The organism is Saccharomonospora xinjiangensis XJ-54 (assembly GCF_000258175.1).
GTDB lineage: Bacteria > Actinomycetota > Actinomycetes > Mycobacteriales > Pseudonocardiaceae > Saccharomonospora > Saccharomonospora xinjiangensis.
In genome coordinates this window covers 367,772-386,769 of record NZ_JH636049.1, presented here as the reverse complement: position 1 = coordinate 386,769, position 18,998 = coordinate 367,772, and the positions used below count along the sequence as shown (strand labels likewise).

16 protein-coding genes are annotated in these 18,998 nt (G+C 69.3%); 8 read left to right on the top strand and 8 right to left on the bottom strand.

Features of this window, described 5'->3' with window-relative positions:
• Positions 1–5: 5 nt before the first annotated feature.
• The 5 genes from SACXIDRAFT_RS01210 (at position 6) to SACXIDRAFT_RS01190 (ending at position 3,362) form a co-directional block, all read left to right on the top strand.
• Positions 6–1,208, top strand: a complete 1,203-nt coding sequence (locus tag SACXIDRAFT_RS01210; protein ID WP_269731818.1) for a phosphoglycerate kinase — start codon at positions 6–8, stop codon at positions 1,206–1,208.
• Entirely contained in the window at positions 1,208–1,993 is a 786-nt protein-coding gene (gene tpiA / locus SACXIDRAFT_RS01205) for a triose-phosphate isomerase (protein WP_006236628.1), read from the top strand. Before SACXIDRAFT_RS01210 ends, tpiA begins: the two co-directional genes overlap by 1 nt.
• 60 nt (positions 1,994–2,053) lie before the next feature.
• Positions 2,054–2,284, top strand: a complete 231-nt coding sequence (gene secG / locus SACXIDRAFT_RS01200; RefSeq protein ID WP_006236627.1) for a preprotein translocase subunit SecG — start codon at positions 2,054–2,056, stop codon at positions 2,282–2,284.
• Positions 2,285–2,339: 55 nt separating this feature from the next.
• On the top strand, positions 2,340–2,681 hold the full coding sequence (locus tag SACXIDRAFT_RS01195) for an RNA polymerase-binding protein RbpA (RefSeq protein WP_006236626.1): 342 nt from the start codon (positions 2,340–2,342) through the stop codon (positions 2,679–2,681).
• 201 nt (positions 2,682–2,882) lie between these two features.
• Positions 2,883–3,362, top strand: coding sequence for a hypothetical protein (locus SACXIDRAFT_RS01190; protein WP_006236625.1), 480 nt, complete (start codon positions 2,883–2,885; stop codon positions 3,360–3,362).
• A gap of 203 nt (positions 3,363–3,565) precedes the next feature.
• On the opposite strand, the gene SACXIDRAFT_RS01185 is transcribed toward SACXIDRAFT_RS01190, so the two are convergent.
• The 7 genes from SACXIDRAFT_RS01185 to tkt all read right to left on the bottom strand — a co-directional run bounded on the left by SACXIDRAFT_RS01185 (position 3,566) and on the right by tkt (position 13,281).
• Positions 3,566–4,777 (bottom strand): sensor histidine kinase, encoded by a 1,212-nt coding sequence (locus tag SACXIDRAFT_RS01185; RefSeq protein WP_006236624.1) that lies wholly within the window; start codon positions 4,775–4,777, stop codon positions 3,566–3,568.
• A 154-nt stretch (positions 4,778–4,931) separates the two neighbouring features.
• Positions 4,932–5,723 (bottom strand): 6-phosphogluconolactonase, encoded by a 792-nt coding sequence (gene pgl, locus SACXIDRAFT_RS01180; RefSeq protein WP_006236623.1) that lies wholly within the window; start codon positions 5,721–5,723, stop codon positions 4,932–4,934.
• Positions 5,720–6,760: a glucose-6-phosphate dehydrogenase assembly protein OpcA gene (gene opcA, locus SACXIDRAFT_RS01175; protein ID WP_006236622.1), complete on the bottom strand. Its 1,041-nt coding sequence runs from the start codon at positions 6,758–6,760 to the stop codon at positions 5,720–5,722. Before opcA ends, pgl begins: the two co-directional genes overlap by 4 nt.
• 64 nt (positions 6,761–6,824) lie before the next feature.
• Complete coding sequence (zwf, locus tag SACXIDRAFT_RS01170; protein ID WP_006236621.1) at positions 6,825–8,354, bottom strand: glucose-6-phosphate dehydrogenase; 1,530 nt, start codon at positions 8,352–8,354, stop codon at positions 6,825–6,827.
• Positions 8,351–9,976: a phosphoglucose isomerase-related protein gene (locus SACXIDRAFT_RS01165; RefSeq protein WP_006236620.1), complete on the bottom strand. Its 1,626-nt coding sequence runs from the start codon at positions 9,974–9,976 to the stop codon at positions 8,351–8,353. The genes zwf and SACXIDRAFT_RS01165 overlap by 4 nt, the downstream gene beginning before the upstream one ends.
• The gene (tal, locus tag SACXIDRAFT_RS01160) at positions 9,976–11,097 is read right to left on the bottom strand and encodes a transaldolase (RefSeq protein ID WP_040921998.1); all 1,122 of its coding nucleotides are present in this window, start codon (positions 11,095–11,097) and stop codon (positions 9,976–9,978) included. Before tal ends, SACXIDRAFT_RS01165 begins: the two co-directional genes overlap by 1 nt.
• 93 nt (positions 11,098–11,190) lie before the next feature.
• Entirely contained in the window at positions 11,191–13,281 is a 2,091-nt protein-coding gene (gene tkt / locus SACXIDRAFT_RS01155; RefSeq protein WP_006236618.1) for a transketolase, read from the bottom strand.
• 446 nt (positions 13,282–13,727) lie between these two features.
• Between tkt and SACXIDRAFT_RS01150 the strand changes: the two genes are divergently transcribed.
• The 3 genes from SACXIDRAFT_RS01150 to SACXIDRAFT_RS01140 all read left to right on the top strand — a co-directional run bounded on the left by SACXIDRAFT_RS01150 (position 13,728) and on the right by SACXIDRAFT_RS01140 (position 17,945).
• Positions 13,728–14,708, top strand: a complete 981-nt coding sequence (locus SACXIDRAFT_RS01150; RefSeq protein ID WP_006236617.1) for a heme o synthase — start codon at positions 13,728–13,730, stop codon at positions 14,706–14,708.
• A 206-nt stretch (positions 14,709–14,914) separates the two neighbouring features.
• Positions 14,915–17,323, top strand: coding sequence for a HelD family protein (locus tag SACXIDRAFT_RS01145; RefSeq protein ID WP_198284341.1), 2,409 nt, complete (start codon positions 14,915–14,917; stop codon positions 17,321–17,323).
• A 10-nt stretch (positions 17,324–17,333) separates the two neighbouring features.
• A complete protein-coding gene (locus SACXIDRAFT_RS01140; RefSeq protein ID WP_006236615.1) occupies positions 17,334–17,945 on the top strand; it encodes an FKBP-type peptidyl-prolyl cis-trans isomerase in 612 nt (203 codons plus the stop codon).
• A 56-nt stretch (positions 17,946–18,001) separates the two neighbouring features.
• Here SACXIDRAFT_RS01140 and SACXIDRAFT_RS01135 read toward each other — a convergent pair whose 3' ends face one another.
• The gene (locus SACXIDRAFT_RS01135) at positions 18,002–18,973 is read right to left on the bottom strand and encodes a quinone oxidoreductase family protein (protein WP_006236614.1); all 972 of its coding nucleotides are present in this window, start codon (positions 18,971–18,973) and stop codon (positions 18,002–18,004) included.
• Between the last annotated feature and the right edge of the window lie 25 nt (positions 18,974–18,998).

Genomic DNA, 18,998 nt, shown 5'->3' with positions numbered 1-18,998 from the left:
TGGCGGTGAAGACTCTCGACGACCTGCTCGGCGAGGGAGTTCGTGGTCGGCGCGTGCTCGTGCGCGCCGACCTGAACGTTCCGCTCGACCGGGGGGAGATCACGGACGACGGCCGGGTGAAGGCCGCGCTGCCCACGATCCGCGCGCTCACCGAGGCGGGTGCGCGCGTCATCGTGGCGGCCCACCTCGGCAGGCCCAAGGGCGTGCCTGCCCAGGAGTACTCGCTCGGCCCTGTCGCCGACAGGCTGGCCGAGCTGCTCGGCACTCCGGTGACGTTGGCGGACGACGTGGTCGGCGAGCACGCGAAGGCCGCCGTGGCCGCGCTCACCGACGGCGCGGTGGTCCTGCTGGAGAACGTGCGTTTCGACGCGAGGGAGACCAGCAAGTCGGAGGCGGAACGCGCGGAACTCGCCCGTGAGCTTGCCGCGTTGACCGGCGAGAACGGCGCGTTCGTCTCCGACGGTTTCGGCGTGGTGCACCGGAAGCAGGCGTCGGTCTACGACGTCGCACGTGAGCTGCCCGCCTACGCGGGTGGGCTTGTGCTGTCCGAGCTGACCGTGCTGCGCACCCTGACCGGCGACCCCGAACGCCCCTACGCCGTCGTGCTCGGCGGCTCGAAGGTATCGGACAAGCTCGCCGTCATCGAGGCGCTGCTGCCGAAGGTCGATCGGCTGCTCGTCGGTGGCGGGATGTGCTTCACGTTCCTCGCCGCCCAGGGTCACGGTGTCGGCTCGTCGCTGCTGGAGAGCGACATGGTCGCCACCTGTGCCCGGTTGCTCGACGAGGCGGGTGACAAGCTGCTGCTGCCCGTGGACTTCGTGGTGGCCGACGCCTTCTCGGCCGACGCCCGGACGCGCACCGTGCCCGCGACCGGCATCGAGGACGGCTGGATGGGCCTCGACATCGGGCCCGAAACCGTGGCCGCGTTCGGGGCGGCGCTGCGCGACGCGCGCACCGTGTTCTGGAACGGCCCGATGGGTGTCTTCGAGATGGCGCCGTTCGCGGAGGGAACGCGAGGGGTGGCCACCGCGATCGCGGAGTCGGCGGCGTTCAGCGTCGTCGGCGGTGGTGACTCGGCCGCGGCCGTCCGCCTGCTCGGGCTTGCCGAGGACGGTTTCTCCCACATCTCCACGGGAGGCGGTGCCTCGCTGGAGTACCTGGAGGGCAAGGACTTGCCCGGTGTCGCCGTGCTGAGTGAGGAGCGCTGATGGCTCGCAAACCGCTGATCGCGGGCAACTGGAAGATGAACCTCAACCACTTGGAGGCCATCGCTCTGGTTCAGAAGATCGCGTTCGCGCTGCCGGAGAAGTACTACGCGAAGGTGGACGTGACGGTGCTGCCGCCGTTCACCGACATCCGCAGCGTGCAGACACTGGTTGACGGTGACAAGCTGCTGCTCACCTACGGCGCGCAGGATGTGTCGCCGCACGACTCCGGCGCCTACACCGGCGACGTGTCGGGCCCGATGCTCGCCAAGCTCGGCTGCACCTACGTGGTCGTGGGGCACTCCGAGCGTCGCGAGTACCACGCCGAGACCGACGAGGTGGTGAACAAGAAGGTCCGCGCCGCCCTCAAGCACGGGCTCAGCCCCATCGTGTGTGTCGGGGAGAAACTCGACGTGCGTGAGGCGGGCGGGCACATCGAGCACACCACGTCACAGCTGATCGCGGCGTTGAAGGGACTCAAGGCCGAGCAGGTCGAGCAGGTCGTCGTCGCCTACGAGCCGGTGTGGGCCATCGGCACCGGCAGGGTCGCCACACCCGCCGACGCCGAGGAGGTCTGCGCGGCGCTGCGGACGGCGCTGTCGGACAAGTACGGCGCCGACCTCGCCAAGGGCGTCCGCGTGCTCTACGGCGGGTCGGTCAAGTCGAACAACGTGGCGGAACTCGTGAAATGCGAGAACGTCGATGGGGCGCTCGTCGGTGGTGCCAGCCTTGACGGTGAGGAGTTCACGAAGTTGTGCGCTCTCGCCGCAGGTGGCCCACTCCCGTGACGTCGATCGCGATTGCGCTACCCTTGAGGCTCCCGCCACACGCAGTACTCAGAGGATGACATGGAACTGTTCCTGCAAATTTTGTTGATCGTCTCCAGCGTGCTGCTCATCGTCGCGGTGTTGTTGCACCGTGGTCGTGGCGGCGGGTTGTCGTCTCTGTTCGGTGGCGGAACGCAGTCGAGCCTTTCGGGGTCGAGCGTGGCCGAGAAGAACCTCGACCGCATCACGCTCGGGCTCGGGGCGGTGTGGGTGATCGCCATCGTGGGGCTCGGCCTGCTGACGAAACTCTGATCGACGTTGGCGTGCGAGAAGCGTACGCCAACTCATCTGGTGGGGTGACGATTTCATGGTTGGCGGTAACGCGATTCGAGGCACGCGGATCGGGGCGGGCCCGTCCGGCGAGTCGGAGCGTGGGGAGGCTGCTCCGCGTCGCCGGATCTCCTACTGGTGCGCCAACGGACACGAGTCACGTCCTTCGTTCTCGATGGACGCGGAGATTCCGGAGGAGTGGGACTGTCCCCGCTGTGGCCTTCCGGGAGGTCGGGACAGGGAGCATCCTCCAGCGGCTCCCCGTACGGAGCCGTACAAGTCCCACCTGGCGTACGTGAAGGAACGCCGCAGCGATGCCGACGGCGAGGCCATCCTCGCCGAGGCGTTGGAGCGGCTGCGACGTCGCAGGGAAGGCTGACAGGCGCGAGAACCGCCTCGTCCTACTGAAAGGGATGGGGCGGTTTCTCGTTTCCTCCGGTGGGGACGGTCTTGGACCACCCTGTGATTCCTGTCCGTGCCCACCTTTCATGCCGGGTGCGAAGCATTGTTCGGCGCACCGCGAGTTCCGGTGAAGGGTGTCTTTCTCGTAGCTCGTGTCATGACAACGAGGAGAGCGGTCATGGACGAATTCGCGGTCCTGCGCGAGTTGTTCGCTGACGAGCCTGCCACGGTGCACGAGCTGCGGGCCGCGTGGGAGCGCGCCCGTTCGCTGTTCGCCACGGTGCACGACAAGTACGAGAGCGGTGTCCTGCGTGATGAGCTGAACCGGCACGCCACCACGGCCAACGAAGCTCTGCTGCTGGAACTGGTGCGGGAGACGCTGGCGCGGGAGGGACTGACCGACGACGTAGTGGCCGCCGTGTTCACCGCGCAGGAATGGGACAACGGGTGCTTTCTGAACGAGCACGCCCGCGTCGTGAGGCGTGACGGAGCCCGAATCCGCTTCGACTTCGGTGAGGCCGTGGAGGATGTGCTGATCGAGGAGTACGGACCTGTCGGTCGTGATGCGGCGGTCGGGGTGGATCTGCGCAGCGGAACCATGACGTTCGACATCGACGCGAGCAATGTCTTCGCGAGGATCGCGGCGACGAACTCGTGAGTCGCGCGCTTCCCGGCAGGACCGCGCGCACCATGACCCGCGAACGTCGGCTCAGCGGGAGCGAGTCTGCCATCGTCGGACGGGCCGGCCTGCCAGCGAAGGCGCCCGAAACGCCATGGCCCTGACACCACGAAGGCCACCCTTCCTGCACCAGCCGCAGGGAAAGGTGGCCTTCACTTGCACAGGAAAAGCGGCCTTCGTGGTCAACCGAACGGATAGCGGGCGTGGATGCGGAAACCGCCGTCGTCGGTGGGCTCGGCCTCGAACGTGCCTCCGAGCAGTTTCGCTCGTTCGGCCAGCCCCGCCAGTCCGTAGCCTCCGCCGCGCGGGAGCGCGACGGTGCGCCGTGACTTCGGCCTGTCGTTGTGGACATCCACGCAGACACTGTTACCGGTGGCCGACACGTGGACGAACGCCGTCGCGCCAGGTGCGTGTTTGCGGACGTTGGTGAGGCCCTCCTGCACCGTCCGGTAGGCGGCGGCCGATACAGGGGCGGGCAGGCACGCCGGCACGTTCTCCACCGTCACCCGCACCGGAACCCCCGCGTGACACACGAGATCGTCGAGGTCACGCAGGTCTGCTTGCACGGCCATGTCGGCTCCCGAGCGAAGCACTCCGACGAGGCCCCGGAGTTCTTCCAGGGTGCGCGTGCTGAGCGTGCGGATGGTGTCCGCGGTCTTCTTCGCCTCGGTGCCCGCCTCGGCTGCCGACAACACTCCCGCCTGCATGGCGATGAGCGTGATGTCGTGTGAGACGACATCGTGCATTTCCCGCGCGAGCCGTGCTCGTTCCTCCGCGCGCACCGCCTGCGCGTGCAGTTGCCTTTCCCGGTCCCGGCTCGCGGCCAGTTCCGAGAGCCGGTCCGCCAGTTCCGCCCTCGACACGATCAGCAGCCCGATGGCCACGGGCATACCGGCCACGATGACCCCGTAAATGGCGTCGAGGATGTGCATCCGCCACGTGAGGCCGAGGAAGTCGGCGGGGGGCCAGAGCACGAACCGGCACAACCACACCAGCCCCGCACCCGTCCACATGTGCCAGTGGAACGGTTTCCGGCTCGCCAGCGAGCCCAACGCGAACATGGCCGCCAGCTGCGCCCAGCCCACGAAGAACCCGGGAACAGCGAGGACGACCGCGGTGAACGGCAACTTGCGGCGCAACAGCAGCGCCGCGCAACTCGCCGCTGAAAGGTAGATCGAGTAGGACGGTGCTTCCTCGGGAACCACCAGCCACACATCCAGAATCGCGATGACGACGAACGCGATATCGGTCGCCACAGCCGACACGGCGGGATGTCTGGAGAGCACGCGTGAGCGGAGGTTCAGCGCCGCGACTTTGGTTCGCGGCGGGTCGGCAGTCCCCGAGCCAGGACCGCTGACCGGGACTCCGGTAAGGGAGATTCCCTGTGTGGTCATTGGTTTTCGACCTCTCGTCTTGTGGACTCGACACAGAGAGGTTTCTGCGGTCTGATGGGGGAGCGCAACCCCTGAGCCGTGTGCGGTTGCAACGAAACGCGCGGGAAACAGCGGGTTCACAATGGTTCCCGAGTCTCCCGCGCGTTCTTTTCGGTCAGCGGGTGGGCTGCACCTTCGCCGCCGCGGCCCTGTCGATGAGCCACACGGTGCGTCGCTTTCCCTTGGCTCCCGCCACAGGAAGGCTCACCTCGTCGGCCCCGGCGAGCGCGAGGGCGACAGCGTCGGCCTTCGCCTCGCCCGCCGTGAGCAGCCACACCTCCTCGGCAGCCCGGATCGCGGGCAACGTCAACGACAACCGCGTGGGCGGTGGCTTCGGGCAGTCCCGCACGGCCACGACCGTGGCCGTGTTCTCCCTAACGGCGGGACTGGCCGGGAAGATCGACGCCGTGTGGCCCTCGCCGCCGAGCCCGAGCAGCAGCACATCGAAGGACGGCACCCGCACCGCGCCGGTCGCGGTGCTCGCCGAACGGGCCGAGGCCGCGAGAACGTCGGCGTAGGCGGAGGCCGCCGCGTCCGGATCGTCGCCGAAGGCGGCGTCGGAGGCGGCCATCGGATGCACCCGCGACTCGTCGATGGGCACGTGATCCAGCAACGCGGCGCGCGCCTGCTTCTCGTTACGGTCGTCGTCGGCGGCGGGAACGAAGCGTTCGTCGCCCCAGTAGACGTCCAGCCGCGACCAGTCCACGGCGTCCCTGGCCGGACTGTGGCGGAGGTGCTCCAGCACCGCGATACCCGTGCCGCCGCCGGTGAGGACCACGGAGGCATGGCCCTTGCGGGCCTGTGCGTCGGCGAGCGAGGAGAGCAGGCGCGCGGCGACGGCCGCGGCGAGGACGTCCGCGTCGGGATGAACGACGACCGTGGGTTCGGTGCCGGACGGTGTGCTCATGCGCCTGCCTCCGCTGCCGTCTCCGACGGTGTCGTCGCTGCCGCCGAGGCGGCCCTGCGGGTGATCTTCGTTCCTTCCTTGCGGCCCTTGCCCGCCGCAGTGGATTTCGCGGGCTTGCGGGCAGGGGCGAGTTTGGTGAGCCCCCGAAGCGCGGCCTCGTAGACCTCGTCCGCGTCCAGTCTGCGCAACTCCTCGATGAGGCAGTCGCGGTTGTCCCTCCTGTGCAGGGCGATCCGGCGCGTCGGCTGTCCAGGCTGGGTCAGCGTGCCGGTCTTCCCGTCGGGCCGGTACAGCTCGATGGGGCCGGAGGGCCGGTCGAGCCGGACCGCCACAATGCCTTGAGCCTCGGTGGTTTTGACCCGCCGCACCGGGACGTTGAGGTACTCGGCGAGCCAGCCCGCCAGTAGTTCCGTCGAGGGGGAGTCCGCCTCACCGGTGACCGAGGCTCCGGTGATGGGTTCGTACGGCGGCAGGTCGAGAGCGGCAACGAGCTGCGCCCGCCAGTTGGTCAGCCTGGTCCAGGCCAGGTCGGTATCACCATCTACATAGGACTTGCTGCGGCTGGCCAGCGCGCGGATGGGGTTGCTCTCCGCCGCGGAGTCGGTGATGCGGCGCTGAGCGAGCTGGCCGAGCTGGTCCTGCGACGGCGCCTTCGGCCCCTTGCTCGGCCACCACGTGACCGTGGGCGTGTCGGGCAGCAGCAGCGGCACCACCGCGCTCTTGCCCTGGTTCGCGAGCGCCCCGTACAGGCGCAGCACGATGACGTCGCTCGCGCCCGCGTCACCTCCGACCCGGATCTGGCCGTCGATGCGGGGCGCTGCCGTGCGCGCGCCCTTCGCCACCACGATCACCCGCGACGGATGCTCGCGGCTCGCCTCGTTGGCGGCGTCGATGGCGTCTTCGAGCTGGTCGTCGTCCTCCGCCGCGATCACCAGCGTCAGCACCCGGCCCAGCGCCACCGCGCCACCGCGCTCGCGAATCTCGACGAGTTTCTTGTTCAACTGCGACGTCGTGGTCGAGGGCAGATCGATGATCATCGAAGTCTCCAGTGTCGTTCCCGGGCATCCCGGTCGGCGTCCCTGACCGCGCGACCAATGTCGGTCACGGACGCCTCCAGTGGCGGCCCGTGCGGCGCAGCATCTCCTCCGCCGACGGCGGACCCCACGAGCCCGGCTCGTACGGTTCCGGCGCGCCGAGTTTCGCCCAGTGGTCGAGCACAGGGTCGAGGATCTGCCAGGACAGCTCGACCTCCTCGTTGCCGGGGAACAACGACGGCTCGCCCAGCAGCACGTCGAGGATCAGCCGCTCGTACGCCTCCGGCGAACTCTCGGTGAACGCGTGCCCGTAACCGAAGTCCATCGTGACGTCGCGGACCTCCATCATGGTGCCAGGCACCTTGGAGCCGAAGCGCATCGTCACGCCTTCGTCGGGCTGCACCCGGATCACCAGCGCGTTCTCGCCGAGTTCCTCGGTGGACGTCGAGTCGAACGGCAGGTGCGGGGCGCGCTTGAACACCACGGCGACCTCTGTGACGCGCCTGCCGAGCCGCTTGCCCGTGCGCAGGTAGAACGGCACGCCGGCCCAGCGGCGATTGCGGACCTCCAGTGTCACGGCCGCGTAGGTCTCGGTGGTGGAGTCCTTGGAGAAACCGTGTTCGGCGTGCAGGCCGGGCACCTTCTTGCCGCCCTGCCAGCCCCCGGTGTACTGGCCCCTCGCCGTGGTCTCGTCGAACGGTCCCACGGCCTCCGTCGCGCCGAGCACCTTGACCTTCTCGGCACGCAGCGCCCTCGGGTCGAACGACACCGGCTCCTCCATCGCCGTGAGGGCGAGCAGTTGGAGCAGGTGGTTCTGGATGACGTCGCGTGCGGCGCCGATGCCCTCGTAGTAGCCCGCGCGGCCACCGAGCCCGATGTCCTCGGCCATCGTGATCTGCACGTGATCGACGTAGTTCGCGTTCCAGATCGGTTCGAACAACTGGTTCGCGAACCGCAGCGCCAGGATGTTCTGCACCGTCTCCTTGCCGAGGTAGTGATCGATGCGGAACACCGATTCCTCGGGGAAGACGTCGTTGACGACGGTGTTGAGCTGCCTGGCACTGTCGAGGTCGTGGCCGAACGGCTTCTCGACGACGACCCTTCGCCAGACGTCCTCACTGGACTCGGCGAGCCCGCACCTCGCGAGCTGCTTGGTCACGACGGGAAACGCCCACGGCGGGATGGAGAGGTAGAACGCCGTGTTGCCGCCGGTGCCGCGTTCCTCGCTCAGCTCCCGCACGGTGTGGGCGAGGCGGTCGAAGGCGTCGTCGTCGTCGAAGGAACCCTGCACGAACCGGATGCCTTCGGCCAGCCGGTTCCACACCGACTCCCGGAACGGCGTTCGCGCGTGTTCGGCCACGGCATCGTGCACCTGCTGACCGAAGTCCTGATGTTCCCACTCGCGGCGGGCGAAGCCGATGAGCGAGAAACCCGCTGGCAGCAGACCCCGGTTGGCGAGGTCGTAGATCGCGGGCATGAGCTTCTTGCGGGAAAGGTCGCCGGTGACCCCGAAGATCACCAGGCTTGACGGCCCCGCGATCCTCGGCAGGCGCTTGTCCCGGGGATCGCGAAGCGGGTTGGACCAACCTTGCCTCATCGAGTGAGCTCCTGTACGGCTCGGACGACGTCCGCGAGCCCGGCGGCCCTGTCGGTGAGGTGCAACCGGAGCACGGGCCTTCCTCCTTCGGCCAGTACCTGCCCGTCACCGAGGGCCTGCGCGAGCTGCAACGTGCTGAGGGTGTATGGGCGGCCGGGCACCGGCACGTCCTGCTCGGCCGATCCCGTGATCTGAAGGAAGCTGCCGTTGCGGTGGCCGCCCTTGTGGTACTGGCCGGTGGAGTGCAGGAAACGCGGGCCCCAGCCGAACGTCGTCTGTCGTCCCGAACACCGGGCGAGTTCGCTGCGCAACAGGGAGGCGGACGCGTCGTCGAGCCGGTCGAGATACGCCTGCACGGCGAGGTAACCGCCGTCGGCGACACCGCCGACGAACTGCCGCAGCACGTCGGCGAGCGTGCCCGTGGCGGGAACAGCCTGATCGCCAGGGGCCGCGTAGACCTCGACGGGGCCGATCACGGCCGAGGGTTCCTCGGTGCCCGTGAGCGCCTGCGGGTTGTCCAGCAGCGCGCGTGCGGCCTTCTTCGCCGCCTCCACGTCGGGCTGGTCGAACGGGTTGATCCCCAGCAGCCTGCCTGCCACCGCGACGGCGTATTCCCACAGCAGGAACTGGGCACCAAGCGGGCCCTCGACCGCCAGCGCGGCGCCCTGAACGCGCGGCCCGACGGCCACGGTGGTGGCGTCGGAACCCGCGTCGGCGAAGCCGGGTGCCGCAGGGCCCTCGACCACCACGGGCAGCAGGCCGGTGCCTTCTTTGCCGGTGGACTCGGCGATGAGCTGCTCGGCCCAGTCGCCGAAGCCCGCGATACCGGAACCCGTGTCGGTGAGCACCACCTTCTCAGCGCCGTCGGTGTGCGCGGCGGCCAGCGCGGCCGCCAGCGTCAACGCCGGGTTGTCCGGTGAGTCGGCCGACAGCGCTTCGGCGATGCCTGCTGCCTGGTCGAGCAGCCGCGCGACGTCCGCCCCCGCGAGACCCGAGGGCACGAGACCGAACGCGGTGAGCGCGGAGTAACGCCCGCCCACATGTGGATCGGCGAGGAAGACCTTCCGGTAGCCCTCGCTCGCGGCGAGCTGGGCCAACGGCGATCCTGGGTCGGTGACGGCGACGATTCGCCTCGCCGCGTCGATCCCGGCTTCAGCGAACGCCTCGGCGAAGATGCGCCGATGGCTGTCGGTCTCCACGGTGGTGCCCGACTTCGACGACACCACGAGCAGCGTGCGATCCAGGTCCCCGGCGAGCGCGTCGGAGACCTGGCCCGGATCGGTGGTGTCCAGCACCGTCAGCGCGACGCCCTCGGTGCTGGTGATGACCTCGGGCGCGAGCGACGACCCTCCCATGCCTGCGAGGACGATCCTGTCGATGCCCTCCGACCGCAGGTCGGTGCGCAGCGCCTCGATCTCGCCGATCAGCGCCCTGGAACTCTTGTGCAGGGTGGTCCACGCCAGCCGGATGGACGCCTCCGGCTCGGCTTCCTCGCCCCACAGGGTCGCGTTCTGCGCGGTGAGCGCGCTCGCCACCCCGTCGGAGACAAGCCGGTCAACCAGAGGTCGCGCCGCGCCGGCGAGAGTGTCGTCGGTGATCTCGACCGTCGTGCGCTCCGCCATCAGCCCTGCGCCTTCGCCGCGTCGAGCTGGCCCCGCACCGTGTCGAGCAGCTCGACCCAGGATGTGTCGAACTTCTCCACGCCCTCGTCCTCCAGCGTGCGGAACACGTCGCTGACGTCGATGCCGACTTCGGCGAGCCGGTCGAACACCCGCTGCGCCTCGGCTGCCGTTCCGGTGACGGTGTCGCCCTGCACGTTCGCGTGGTCCGCGACGGCGTCGAGGGTCTTCTCGGGCATCGTGTTGACCGTGCCCGCGACGACCAGCTCGTCCACGTACCGAGTGTCGGAGTAATCAGGGTTCTTCACACCGGTGGATGCCCACAACGGGCGCTGAGGGTTGGCTCCCGCCGCCTTCAGCGACTGCCAGCGCTCACTCGTGAACGCCTCCTCGTACGCGGCGTAGGCGAGCCTGGCGTTGGCGATGGCCGCCTCACCGCGCAGGGCGAGTGCCTCGGCCGTGCCGATGGCCTCCAGCCGCTTGTCCACCTCGGTATCGACCCGTGAGACGAAGAACGACGCGACCGACTCGATGGCCGAGAGGTCGTGGCCGTTGGCCTTCGCCCTTTCCAAGCCCGCGAAGAACGCTTCGATCACGGCGCGGTAGCGCTCCACCGAGAAGATCAAGGTGACGTTGACGCTGATGCCGTCGGCCAGTGTCCTCGTGATCGCGGGCAGGCCCTGCTCCGTGGCCGGGATCTTGACGAGGATGTTGGGCCGATCGACCGTCTTCCACAGCTGCTCGGCCTCGGCGACGGTCCGCTCGGTGTCGCGTGCGAGACCGGGGTCCACCTCGATCGAGACCCTGCCGTCGGTGCCGTTCGTCGCGGTGTGCACGTCGCGGAAGAGATCGGCGGCGTCCCGGACGTCGCTGGTGGTCAGTTCGCGGACGGCGGTGTGCACGTCAGCGCCGCGCGCGGCGAGTTCCCTGATCTGCTCGTCGTACGCCTCGCCCTTCGACAGGGCTGACGCGAAGATGGTCGGGTTCGTGGTGACCCCGACGACGTGCTTGTGGCGGATCAGGTCCGCGAGGTTGCCTGAGCGCAGCCGTTCCCGCGACAGGTCGTCGAGCCAGATCGACACTCCCGCCCCGGACAGCTGGGCCAGCCTGTCGGTGTTGCCCATCACGTCATCCCTTCCCACGTTTCGACTCCTCGCGGGTGGGGGCGCCGCGTCGTCGCCGCGACGCCCCCACCCGCCGGACTGTGTGCCGCGACGTCAGCTCTTGGCCAGCGAGCGGCGGGCAGCCGCGACCACGGCCTCAGCAGTGATCCCGAACTTCTCGTACAGGGTCTTGTAGTCGGCCGACGCTCCGAAGTGCTCGATCGACACGATCTCGCCCGCGTCACCGACGAAACGGTGCCACGGCTGCGCGACGCCTGCCTCGACGGCGACCCGTGCCTTGACGGTCGGCGGGATGACCGCGTCGCGGTAGGCCGCGTCCTGCTTGTCGAACCACTCGACGCACGGCATGGACACCACGCTGGCCGGTGTGCCCTCGGCCTCCAGGACCTCGCGCGCCTCCACGGCGAGCTGCACCTCGGAACCCGTGGCGATGAGCACGACCTCGGGGGAGCCGTTGGACGCCTCGGCCAGCACGTAGCCGCCCTTGGCCACACCCTCGGCGTTGGTGCCCTCCAGCACCGGCACGTTCTGGCGGGTCAGCGCGAGCCCGGTGGGGGCCTCGATGTCCTCCAGCGCGGCCTTCCACGCCGCCGCGGTCTCGTTGGCGTCGGCGGGCCGAACGACGTTCAGGCCGGGGATCGCGCGCAGCGAGGCGAGCTGCTCGATCGGCTGGTGCGTCGGGCCGTCCTCACCGAGCCCGATCGAGTCGTGCGTCCACACGTAGACGACCGGCGCCTTCATCAGCGCGGCGAGGCGGACCGACGGCCGCATGTAATCGCTGAAGATGAGGAACGTCGCGCCGTAGGGGCGGGTGCCGCCGTGCAGGGCGATGCCGTTGAGGATCGCGCCCATGGCGTGCTCGCGGACACCGAAGTGCAGGTTCCTGCCGTAGGGGTGGGCGGTGAACATGTCCGTCGAGGCGCTCTGGGGCCCGAACGAGTCGGAATTCTTGATGAGGGTGTTGTTGCTCTCGGCCAGGTCGGCGGAACCGCCCCACAGCTCGGGCAGCACATCGCCGACAGCGTTGAGGACCTCACCGGAGGCCTTGCGGGTCGCGACGCTCGCTCCGGGCTCCCAGCTCGGCAGCTTCTCGGCCCAGCCGGAGGGCAGCGTCCTGGTGCGGAGCCGGTCGGCCAGTTCCTTGCGCTCGGGGTTGGCCCGCGCCCACTCGTCGAAGGCCTGCTGCCACTTCTGACGCTCGGCCCTGGCGCGTTCGACCGCTTTGCGGGTGTGCGTCAGCACCTCGGCGTCGATGTGGAAGCTGACCTCGGGGTCGAAGCCCAGCACGCGCTTGACACCGGCCACCTCGTCGGCCCCGAGTGCGGCGCCGTGGGCCTTGCCGGTGTTCATCTTCGTCGGCGCGGGATAGCCGATCACCGTGCGCAGCAGGATGAACGAGGGGCGCGTCGTCTCCGCCTTCGCGGCCTCGATGGCCTTCTCGAACGCCACGACGTCCTCGCCGCCGTCCACCACCTGCACGTGCCAGCCGTACGCCTCGTAGCGCTTGGCGGTGTCCTCGGACAGCGCGATGCTCGTGTCGTCCTCGATGGAGATCTTGTTGTCGTCGTAGATGACGACGAGGTTGCCCAGTTCCTGCCGCCCCGCGATGGAGGACGCCTCGGCGGTCACGCCCTCCTCGATGTCGCCGTCGGAGGCGATGACGTAGATGTGGTGGTCGAACGGGCTCGCACCCTGAGGCGTGTCCGGGTCGAGCAGGCCGCGTTCCCGCCGCGCCGCCATGGCCATGCCCACGGCGTTGGCCAGGCCCTGGCCGAGCGGTCCCGTCGTGGTCTCCACACCAGGGGTGTGGCGGTACTCGGGGTGGCCGGGCGTCGCGGAACCCCACTTGCGCAGCTGCTTCAGGTCCTCCATCTCAAGGCCGTAGCCCGCGAGGAAGAGCTGGATGTAGAGCGTGAGGCTACTGTGGCCTGCCGACAGGACGAAGCGGTCGCGAGCCGCCCACTCGGGGTCGGTGGGGTCGTGGCGCATGATGCGCTGGAACAGTGAGTAGGCCACCGGTGCCAGGCTCATGGCCGTGCCGGGGTGCCCGCTGCCGCAGTGCTCGACGGCGTCGGCCGCGAGCACGCGAATCGTGTCCACCGCGCGGGTGTCCAGATCCGTCCAGTCGGCCGGGTAGTTCCGGCGCAACAATGGGTTGTTCTCCGAAGGGGCGATCTCCGACACTGACTCGGCTCCCTGAGGTCTCGCGCGTGGGCTGTTCGGTTGCCGGTTACCCGGTGGTGGCCGTCCGCAGTCGATCTTAATCGATCCTGAATCCGGTGTGCGCGGTCTCGGTGGACGGGACTGCGCGGATTCGGCAACTCGGACTCCGGTGACGGGTACCGGCGAATTCGAGGGCAAGCCTAGTCCACGGGATCCGGCGGGCTCGTCGTCACGGCGGCCCCGGTATGCGGGGCAGGCAGGGGCGCGGCATCGACGGCCACGGCCACGCGCCGGGTCGCCCGCGGCGCCGCCGTGGGAAGCCGGAGGTCTCAGGTATGCGTGCCGAAGGTGACCTGGGTCCCCGTCCCGGGTGCCGCCGGGCGGCGTCGGCTCTCGCTCTACTACGATCTGTCAAGGTATCGCGTCCATGCCGACGCCCGAGACGAATTCAAGGCACAGGGAGCGAAATGTCGTTGGTGAACGCTGCGCACGGGCGCAGTGAGCACACCAGCGCCGTGCATCCCACTGGCGAGTCGGAAGCTGGTGGCCGGCGAGGTCTGCGTGAGGTCATCGGCGCGTATGCCGCGCTTGCCAAACCGAGGGTCATCGAGCTTCTGCTGGTGACCACGATCCCGGCGATGTTCCTGGCCGGGCGCGAGATCCCGTCGCCCTGGCTGGTGCTCGCCACGCTCGTCGGCGGAACGATGGCCGCGGGAAGCGCCAACGCGCTGAACTGCGTCATCGACGCCGACATCGACAAGGTGATGAACCGGACCCGCCGGCGGCCACTGGTGCGGGACTCCGTGCCGCGACAGAACGCCCTGATCTTCGGTCTCGTACTCGGGGCGGCGTCGGCCGTGCTGCTCTACGTGACGGTGAACCTGCTGGCCGCCCTGCTCGCCATCGTCACGATCCTGTTCTACATCTTCATCTACACGCTGCTGCTCAAGCGGCGGACTCCGCAGAACGTCGTGTGGGGCGGCGCCGCGGGATGCATGCCGGTGGTCATCGGCTGGGCCGCCGTCACGGGCACCGTGGAGTGGCCCGCCTTCGTGATGTTCGGGGTGATCTTCTTCTGGACCCCGCCGCACACCTGGGCGCTCGCGATGCGGTACCGCGACGACTACGAGCGTGCGGGTGTGCCGATGCTTCCCGTCGTGGCGACGCCGCAGCACGTCGCCAAGCAGATCCTCGTGTACTCGTGGGTCATGGTGGCGTGGACGCTGCTGCTGGTTCCGGCCACCAGCTGGATCTACACGACCTTCGCGGTGCTCGCGGGCGTGTGGTTCCTCTTCTACGCGCACCGGCTCCACGCCGCGGTCTCGCGGGGCGAGAAGGCGAAGCCGATGTCGTTGTTCCACCGCTCGAACACGTATCTGATGATCGTGTTCGTCGCGCTGGCCGTGGACGCCGCGGTCGGCCTTCCCGTGCTCGGGCTGCCCTTCTGACGGCGGCTCGCCTCGCGTCCGGTTCGGTCGTGCCCCGAAGCTCCTTCCGGGTGAGCGGGTGAAACACGGCCCGGTCACCGGATGGTGTGGGGAGGGAATCACGGGCGCCCCGCGTTCGTTATTCCTGCGCCATGGAGTCCCTCGACCGCGAAAGTGGGCTGCTTGTGTCCGTGTCCCCGCACCATCGGGAACCCGACAACACAGTGATGTTCGATCCCCGGATCTCCGAACCGGAGCAGGCCAGGAGCGCAGAGATCGCCGCCGAGCAGGGGTACGTCTCGATGCTGTACGACCGGCTCGACGCCGAGCGTGAGCTTGCGGATCGCAGGCTCTCCGACGCGCTCCGCAGTTCGGGAGGCCCGCCGCAGGCCGCGGCGGAGCGTGAGGCGGCCACGGCCACCTACAGTGACCGGCTCGCCGCGCTGAAGTCCGTGGAGCAGGGACTGTGTTTCGGAAGGCTGGACTTCGCCGACGGCTCCGCGAACGTCGATACCGACGACGACCCGACCATCTACATCGGCCGTGTCGGCCTGTTCGACGAGAGCGACGACTACCGTCCCCTGCTGATCGACTGGCGGGCGCCCGTCGCGCGGCCGTTCTACCTGGCCACGGCGGCCTCCCCGCAGGGAGTCCGGCGGCGGCGGCACATCAGGACGTTGAGCCGCAAGGTCGTCGGTCTCGACGACGAGGTGCTCGATCTCGGCGCGGGTGAACACAACGACCACCTCGGCCTCGCGGGCGAGGCGGCGTTGCTGTCGGCGCTGGAGCGCAGGCGCACCGGTGAGATGTCGGACATCGTCTCCACCATCCAGGCCGAGCAGGACGCCATCATCCGCGCCGACCTCGGCGGCGTGCTGGTGGTGCAGGGTGGTCCCGGCACGGGAAAGACCGCTGTCGCGTTGCACCGCGCCGCGTACCTCCTCTATACCCACCGAAGGCAGCTCACCACGCGCGGTGTGCTCGTCGTCGGCCCCAACAGCACGTTCCTGCGCTACATCGGGCAGGTGCTGCCTTCTCTTGGCGAGACAGGCGTGATGCTGGCCACCGTCGGTGAGCTGTATCCCGGGTTGTCCGCCACGGGGCTCGACACCCCGGAGGCCGCGGAGATCAAGGGCAGGATCGGGATGACCGAGGTGCTCGCGAAGGCCGTGCGGGACAGGCAGATCGTGCCAGAGGACGTCCTTGAGGTGACGGTCGAGGGCGGTGAGGTGCTGGTCCTCGATCGCGCCACCTGCGAGTTGGCCAGGTCGAAGGCACGCGAGACACTCCGGCCACACAACCTGGCCCGCAGGGTGTTCTCCGACCGCGTGCTCGACGCTCTGGTCGAGGTGTCGATGAACCAGCTGGAGTCGCATGTTCTCGACGATCTCCCCGAGATCCCGCTGTCCGGAGACGAGGTGGACAGCGGCCCCATGCTCGACTCCCGCGACCGCGCCACCATCCGGCAGGAACTCGCCGAGGACCCTGCGGTGCAGGCCGTGTTGCAGGAGTTGTGGCCGAAACTGACGCCGCAGGAGTTGCTCAGCGACCTGCTCACCGACACCGAACGCCTCGCCTCGGCCGCGAGCGGAGTGCTCACCGAGGCGGAGTGGCGGACGCTGCTGCGCAGGCCGGGATCGTTGTGGACGGCCGCCGACGTGCCGTTGCTCGACGAACTCGCCGAACTGCTCGGCGAGGACGACACCGAGGCCCGCGCCCGCAGGGAGCGGCAGCGCAGGGAGGAACGCGCCTACGCCGAAGGTGTGCTGCACGTCCTCGAACAGGACGAGGAGATCCTCGACGAAGAGGTCGTGCGGGTGCGGGATGTCCTCGACGCGGAACTGCTGGCCGAACGGCAGGAGGCGCGCAGCGACCTCACCGCCGCCCAGCGCGCGGCACTGGATCGCTCCTGGACGTTCGGGCACGTCATCGTGGACGAGGCACAGGAGCTGTCGGAGATGGACTGGCGGGTGCTCATGCGCCGCTGTCCCAGCCGGTCGATGACGCTGGTGGGCGACGTCTCGCAGACGGGGTCGGCCGCCGGAACGTCGTCGTGGGACCGCGTGCTGCGGCCGTACGTCGAGGACCGCTGGCGGCTGCGTGAGCTGACCGTGAACTACCGCACCCCCGCCGAGATCATGGAACTGGCCTCGGCGGTACTCGCCGACATCGACCCCGGGTTGACGGCGCCGACGTCGGTTCGCGAGTCGGGCATCGAGCCGTGGCGGCGATCGAGTTCGCCCGGTTCGGTGACGGCCGATGTCCGCCGCTGGGTTGACGAGGAACTGGCCGCGCTCACGGAGGAACGCGGAGGCGGAACACTGGCCGTGCTGTGCCCAGCGGCTCTTGAGGGGCCGTTGTCGGCCGAGCTCGCCGAGGTCCAGGCCGCCGCGGGAGCCGACGACACGGGCGACAACCCGAGGGTCTCCGTGCTGACCGTGGACAGGGCGAAGGGCCTCGAGTTCGACGCCGTGATCGTCGTGGACCCCGAAAGCATCGCCACGGCGACGGCGCGGGGCCTCAACGACGTCTACGTGGCACTGACGCGGGCGACACAGCGGCTCGGCATCGTCCACACGGCACCGCCGATGCCCGCACTCTCAGGCGAGCAAGGCGCCTCGCGGGCAGCCGGATAGGGTGTCAACCATGCGCAACGCTGGCAAGATCATCACCGTGGCGGCCGTCGCCGCGGCGCTCGCGGCGTGCTCGCCGCCCAACGAGCAGCCCTCGGACCTGCCTCCGGGAGCCGAACCCACACCGTCGGAGCAGGCGGCGCAGCCCGGAACGCAGCAGCCGACGTCGTCCGCCCCGCAGGACCAGGGGCAGGGCCAGGGTGAGCCCTGCACGGCAGAGGACATCAAGGTCACGCAGTCCTCGGAGGGTGAGGGCTACCAGGTCACCATTCCTCAGGACTGCGCGGAACCGGCCAAGCTGCTGACCCGCGAATTGCAGGCGGGTTCGGGCGAGGCCGCGGCCGAAGGTGACCAGCTCGACGTCGATTACTCGATCGTCGCGTGGTCCGACGGCGAGGTGAAGGAGAACTCCTTCGGCCAGCTCGGTGTGCTGAGCGTCCAGCTCGGCGAGCAGCAGCCGGAGTTCGAGGGCTGGAATGAGGCGTTGCAGGGAGCCCAGCAGGGCACGCGGCGGCTGATCGTGGTGCCCGAGGACATGGGCTTCGCCCAGGACAGTGACAACCCGCTGGCCGGTGAGACGCTCGTGGTCGTCGCCGAGGTCGTGGACATCGCGCCACAGCAGTGACGGCGCTGTCGTGAGTGGACGCGGCCCCTCGCCCGTCCACTCACGACCTGCCCACGTCAGGGCAGCAGCAGCACCTTGCCCGTGGTGCGGCGCCCTTCCAGGTCCTCGTGGGCCTTCCGCGCGTCGGCCAGCGCGTACCTGGCACCGATCCGGACGTTCAGCGTGCCGTTGGCGATCCCGTCGAACAGCTCGCCAACCCGCCACTCGATCTCCTGCCGGCTGCGCGTGTAGTCGGCGCTGGTCGGGCGGGTGAGGTACAGCGAGCCGCCCTTGTTGAGCCGCTGCGGGTCGATCGGGGGCACCGGGCCGCTCGACGCGCCGAACAGCGCGAGCAGACCCCTCGGCCGCAGGCAGGACAGGCTGCCCTCGTAGGTCGAGGCGCCGACGCCGTCGTAGACCACATCGACGCCCTCACCGCCGGTGAACTCCCGCGTGGCGGCGACGAAATCCCGTTCGGTGTACCGGATGACCTCGTCGGCGCCCGCCTCCCGCGCCAGCTGCTCCTTCTCCGGCGTGGAGACCGTGCCGATGACCCGCGCGCCTTTCGCCTTCGCCAGCTGTGTGAGCAGTAGGCCGACCCCTCCGGCCGCCGCGTGCACCAGCACGGTCTCGCCCTCCCTCACGCGGTGGGTGGACGCGGTGAGGTAGTGCGCGGTGATGCCCTGAAGCATCACGGCAGCGGCCGATTCGTCGGTCACACCTTCGGGAATCCGCACCGCCATCTCGGCAGGCACGACGGCCTGCTCGGCGTAGGAGCCGGGGCTGCCCTGCCACGCGACCCTGTCGCCGACCGACAGTCCCGTGACCCCCGCCCCCACGGCGATGATCCGCCCTGCGCCTTCGAGACCCGGCGTGTAGGGCAGCGGAACCGGGTACAGGCCGCTGCGCTGGTAGGTGTCGATGTAGTTCACCCCGGCGGCGCTCACCTCGACCAGGACCTTCCCGTGCCCTGGCTCGCCGATTTCCACGTCGGCGACGTCGAGTACGTCCGGCCCTCCGGTCCGCTGGATACGAATCGCCGTGACCATTCCTGTCCTCCTCGTGCATGGGTGG

What these genes read in the sequence shown, in the direction of transcription:
- tpiA (WP_006236628.1), top strand. Translation starts at nt 1,208, where the DNA reads ATGGCTCGCAAACCGCTGATCGCGGGCAACTGGAAGATGAACCTCAAC.
- secG (WP_006236627.1), top strand. Translation starts at nt 2,054, where the DNA reads ATGGAACTGTTCCTGCAAATTTTGTTGATCGTCTCCAGCGTGCTGCTC.
- SACXIDRAFT_RS01195 (WP_006236626.1), top strand. Translation starts at nt 2,340, where the DNA reads ATGGTTGGCGGTAACGCGATTCGAGGCACGCGGATCGGGGCGGGCCCG.
- SACXIDRAFT_RS01190 (WP_006236625.1), top strand. Translation starts at nt 2,883, where the DNA reads ATGGACGAATTCGCGGTCCTGCGCGAGTTGTTCGCTGACGAGCCTGCC.
- SACXIDRAFT_RS01185 (WP_006236624.1), bottom strand. Translation starts at nt 4,777, where the DNA reads ATGACCACACAGGGAATCTCCCTTACCGGAGTCCCGGTCAGCGGTCCT.
- pgl (WP_006236623.1), bottom strand. Translation starts at nt 5,723, where the DNA reads ATGAGCACACCGTCCGGCACCGAACCCACGGTCGTCGTTCATCCCGAC.
- opcA (WP_006236622.1), bottom strand. Translation starts at nt 6,760, where the DNA reads ATGATCATCGATCTGCCCTCGACCACGACGTCGCAGTTGAACAAGAAA.
- zwf (WP_006236621.1), bottom strand. Translation starts at nt 8,354, where the DNA reads ATGAGGCAAGGTTGGTCCAACCCGCTTCGCGATCCCCGGGACAAGCGC.
- SACXIDRAFT_RS01165 (WP_006236620.1), bottom strand. Translation starts at nt 9,976, where the DNA reads ATGGCGGAGCGCACGACGGTCGAGATCACCGACGACACTCTCGCCGGC.
- tal (WP_040921998.1), bottom strand. Translation starts at nt 11,097, where the DNA reads ATGGGCAACACCGACAGGCTGGCCCAGCTGTCCGGGGCGGGAGTGTCG.
- SACXIDRAFT_RS01150 (WP_006236617.1), top strand. Translation starts at nt 13,728, where the DNA reads ATGTCGTTGGTGAACGCTGCGCACGGGCGCAGTGAGCACACCAGCGCC.
- SACXIDRAFT_RS01145 (WP_198284341.1), top strand. Translation starts at nt 14,915, where the DNA reads ATGTTCGATCCCCGGATCTCCGAACCGGAGCAGGCCAGGAGCGCAGAG.
- SACXIDRAFT_RS01140 (WP_006236615.1), top strand. Translation starts at nt 17,334, where the DNA reads ATGCGCAACGCTGGCAAGATCATCACCGTGGCGGCCGTCGCCGCGGCG.
- SACXIDRAFT_RS01135 (WP_006236614.1), bottom strand. Translation starts at nt 18,973, where the DNA reads ATGGTCACGGCGATTCGTATCCAGCGGACCGGAGGGCCGGACGTACTC.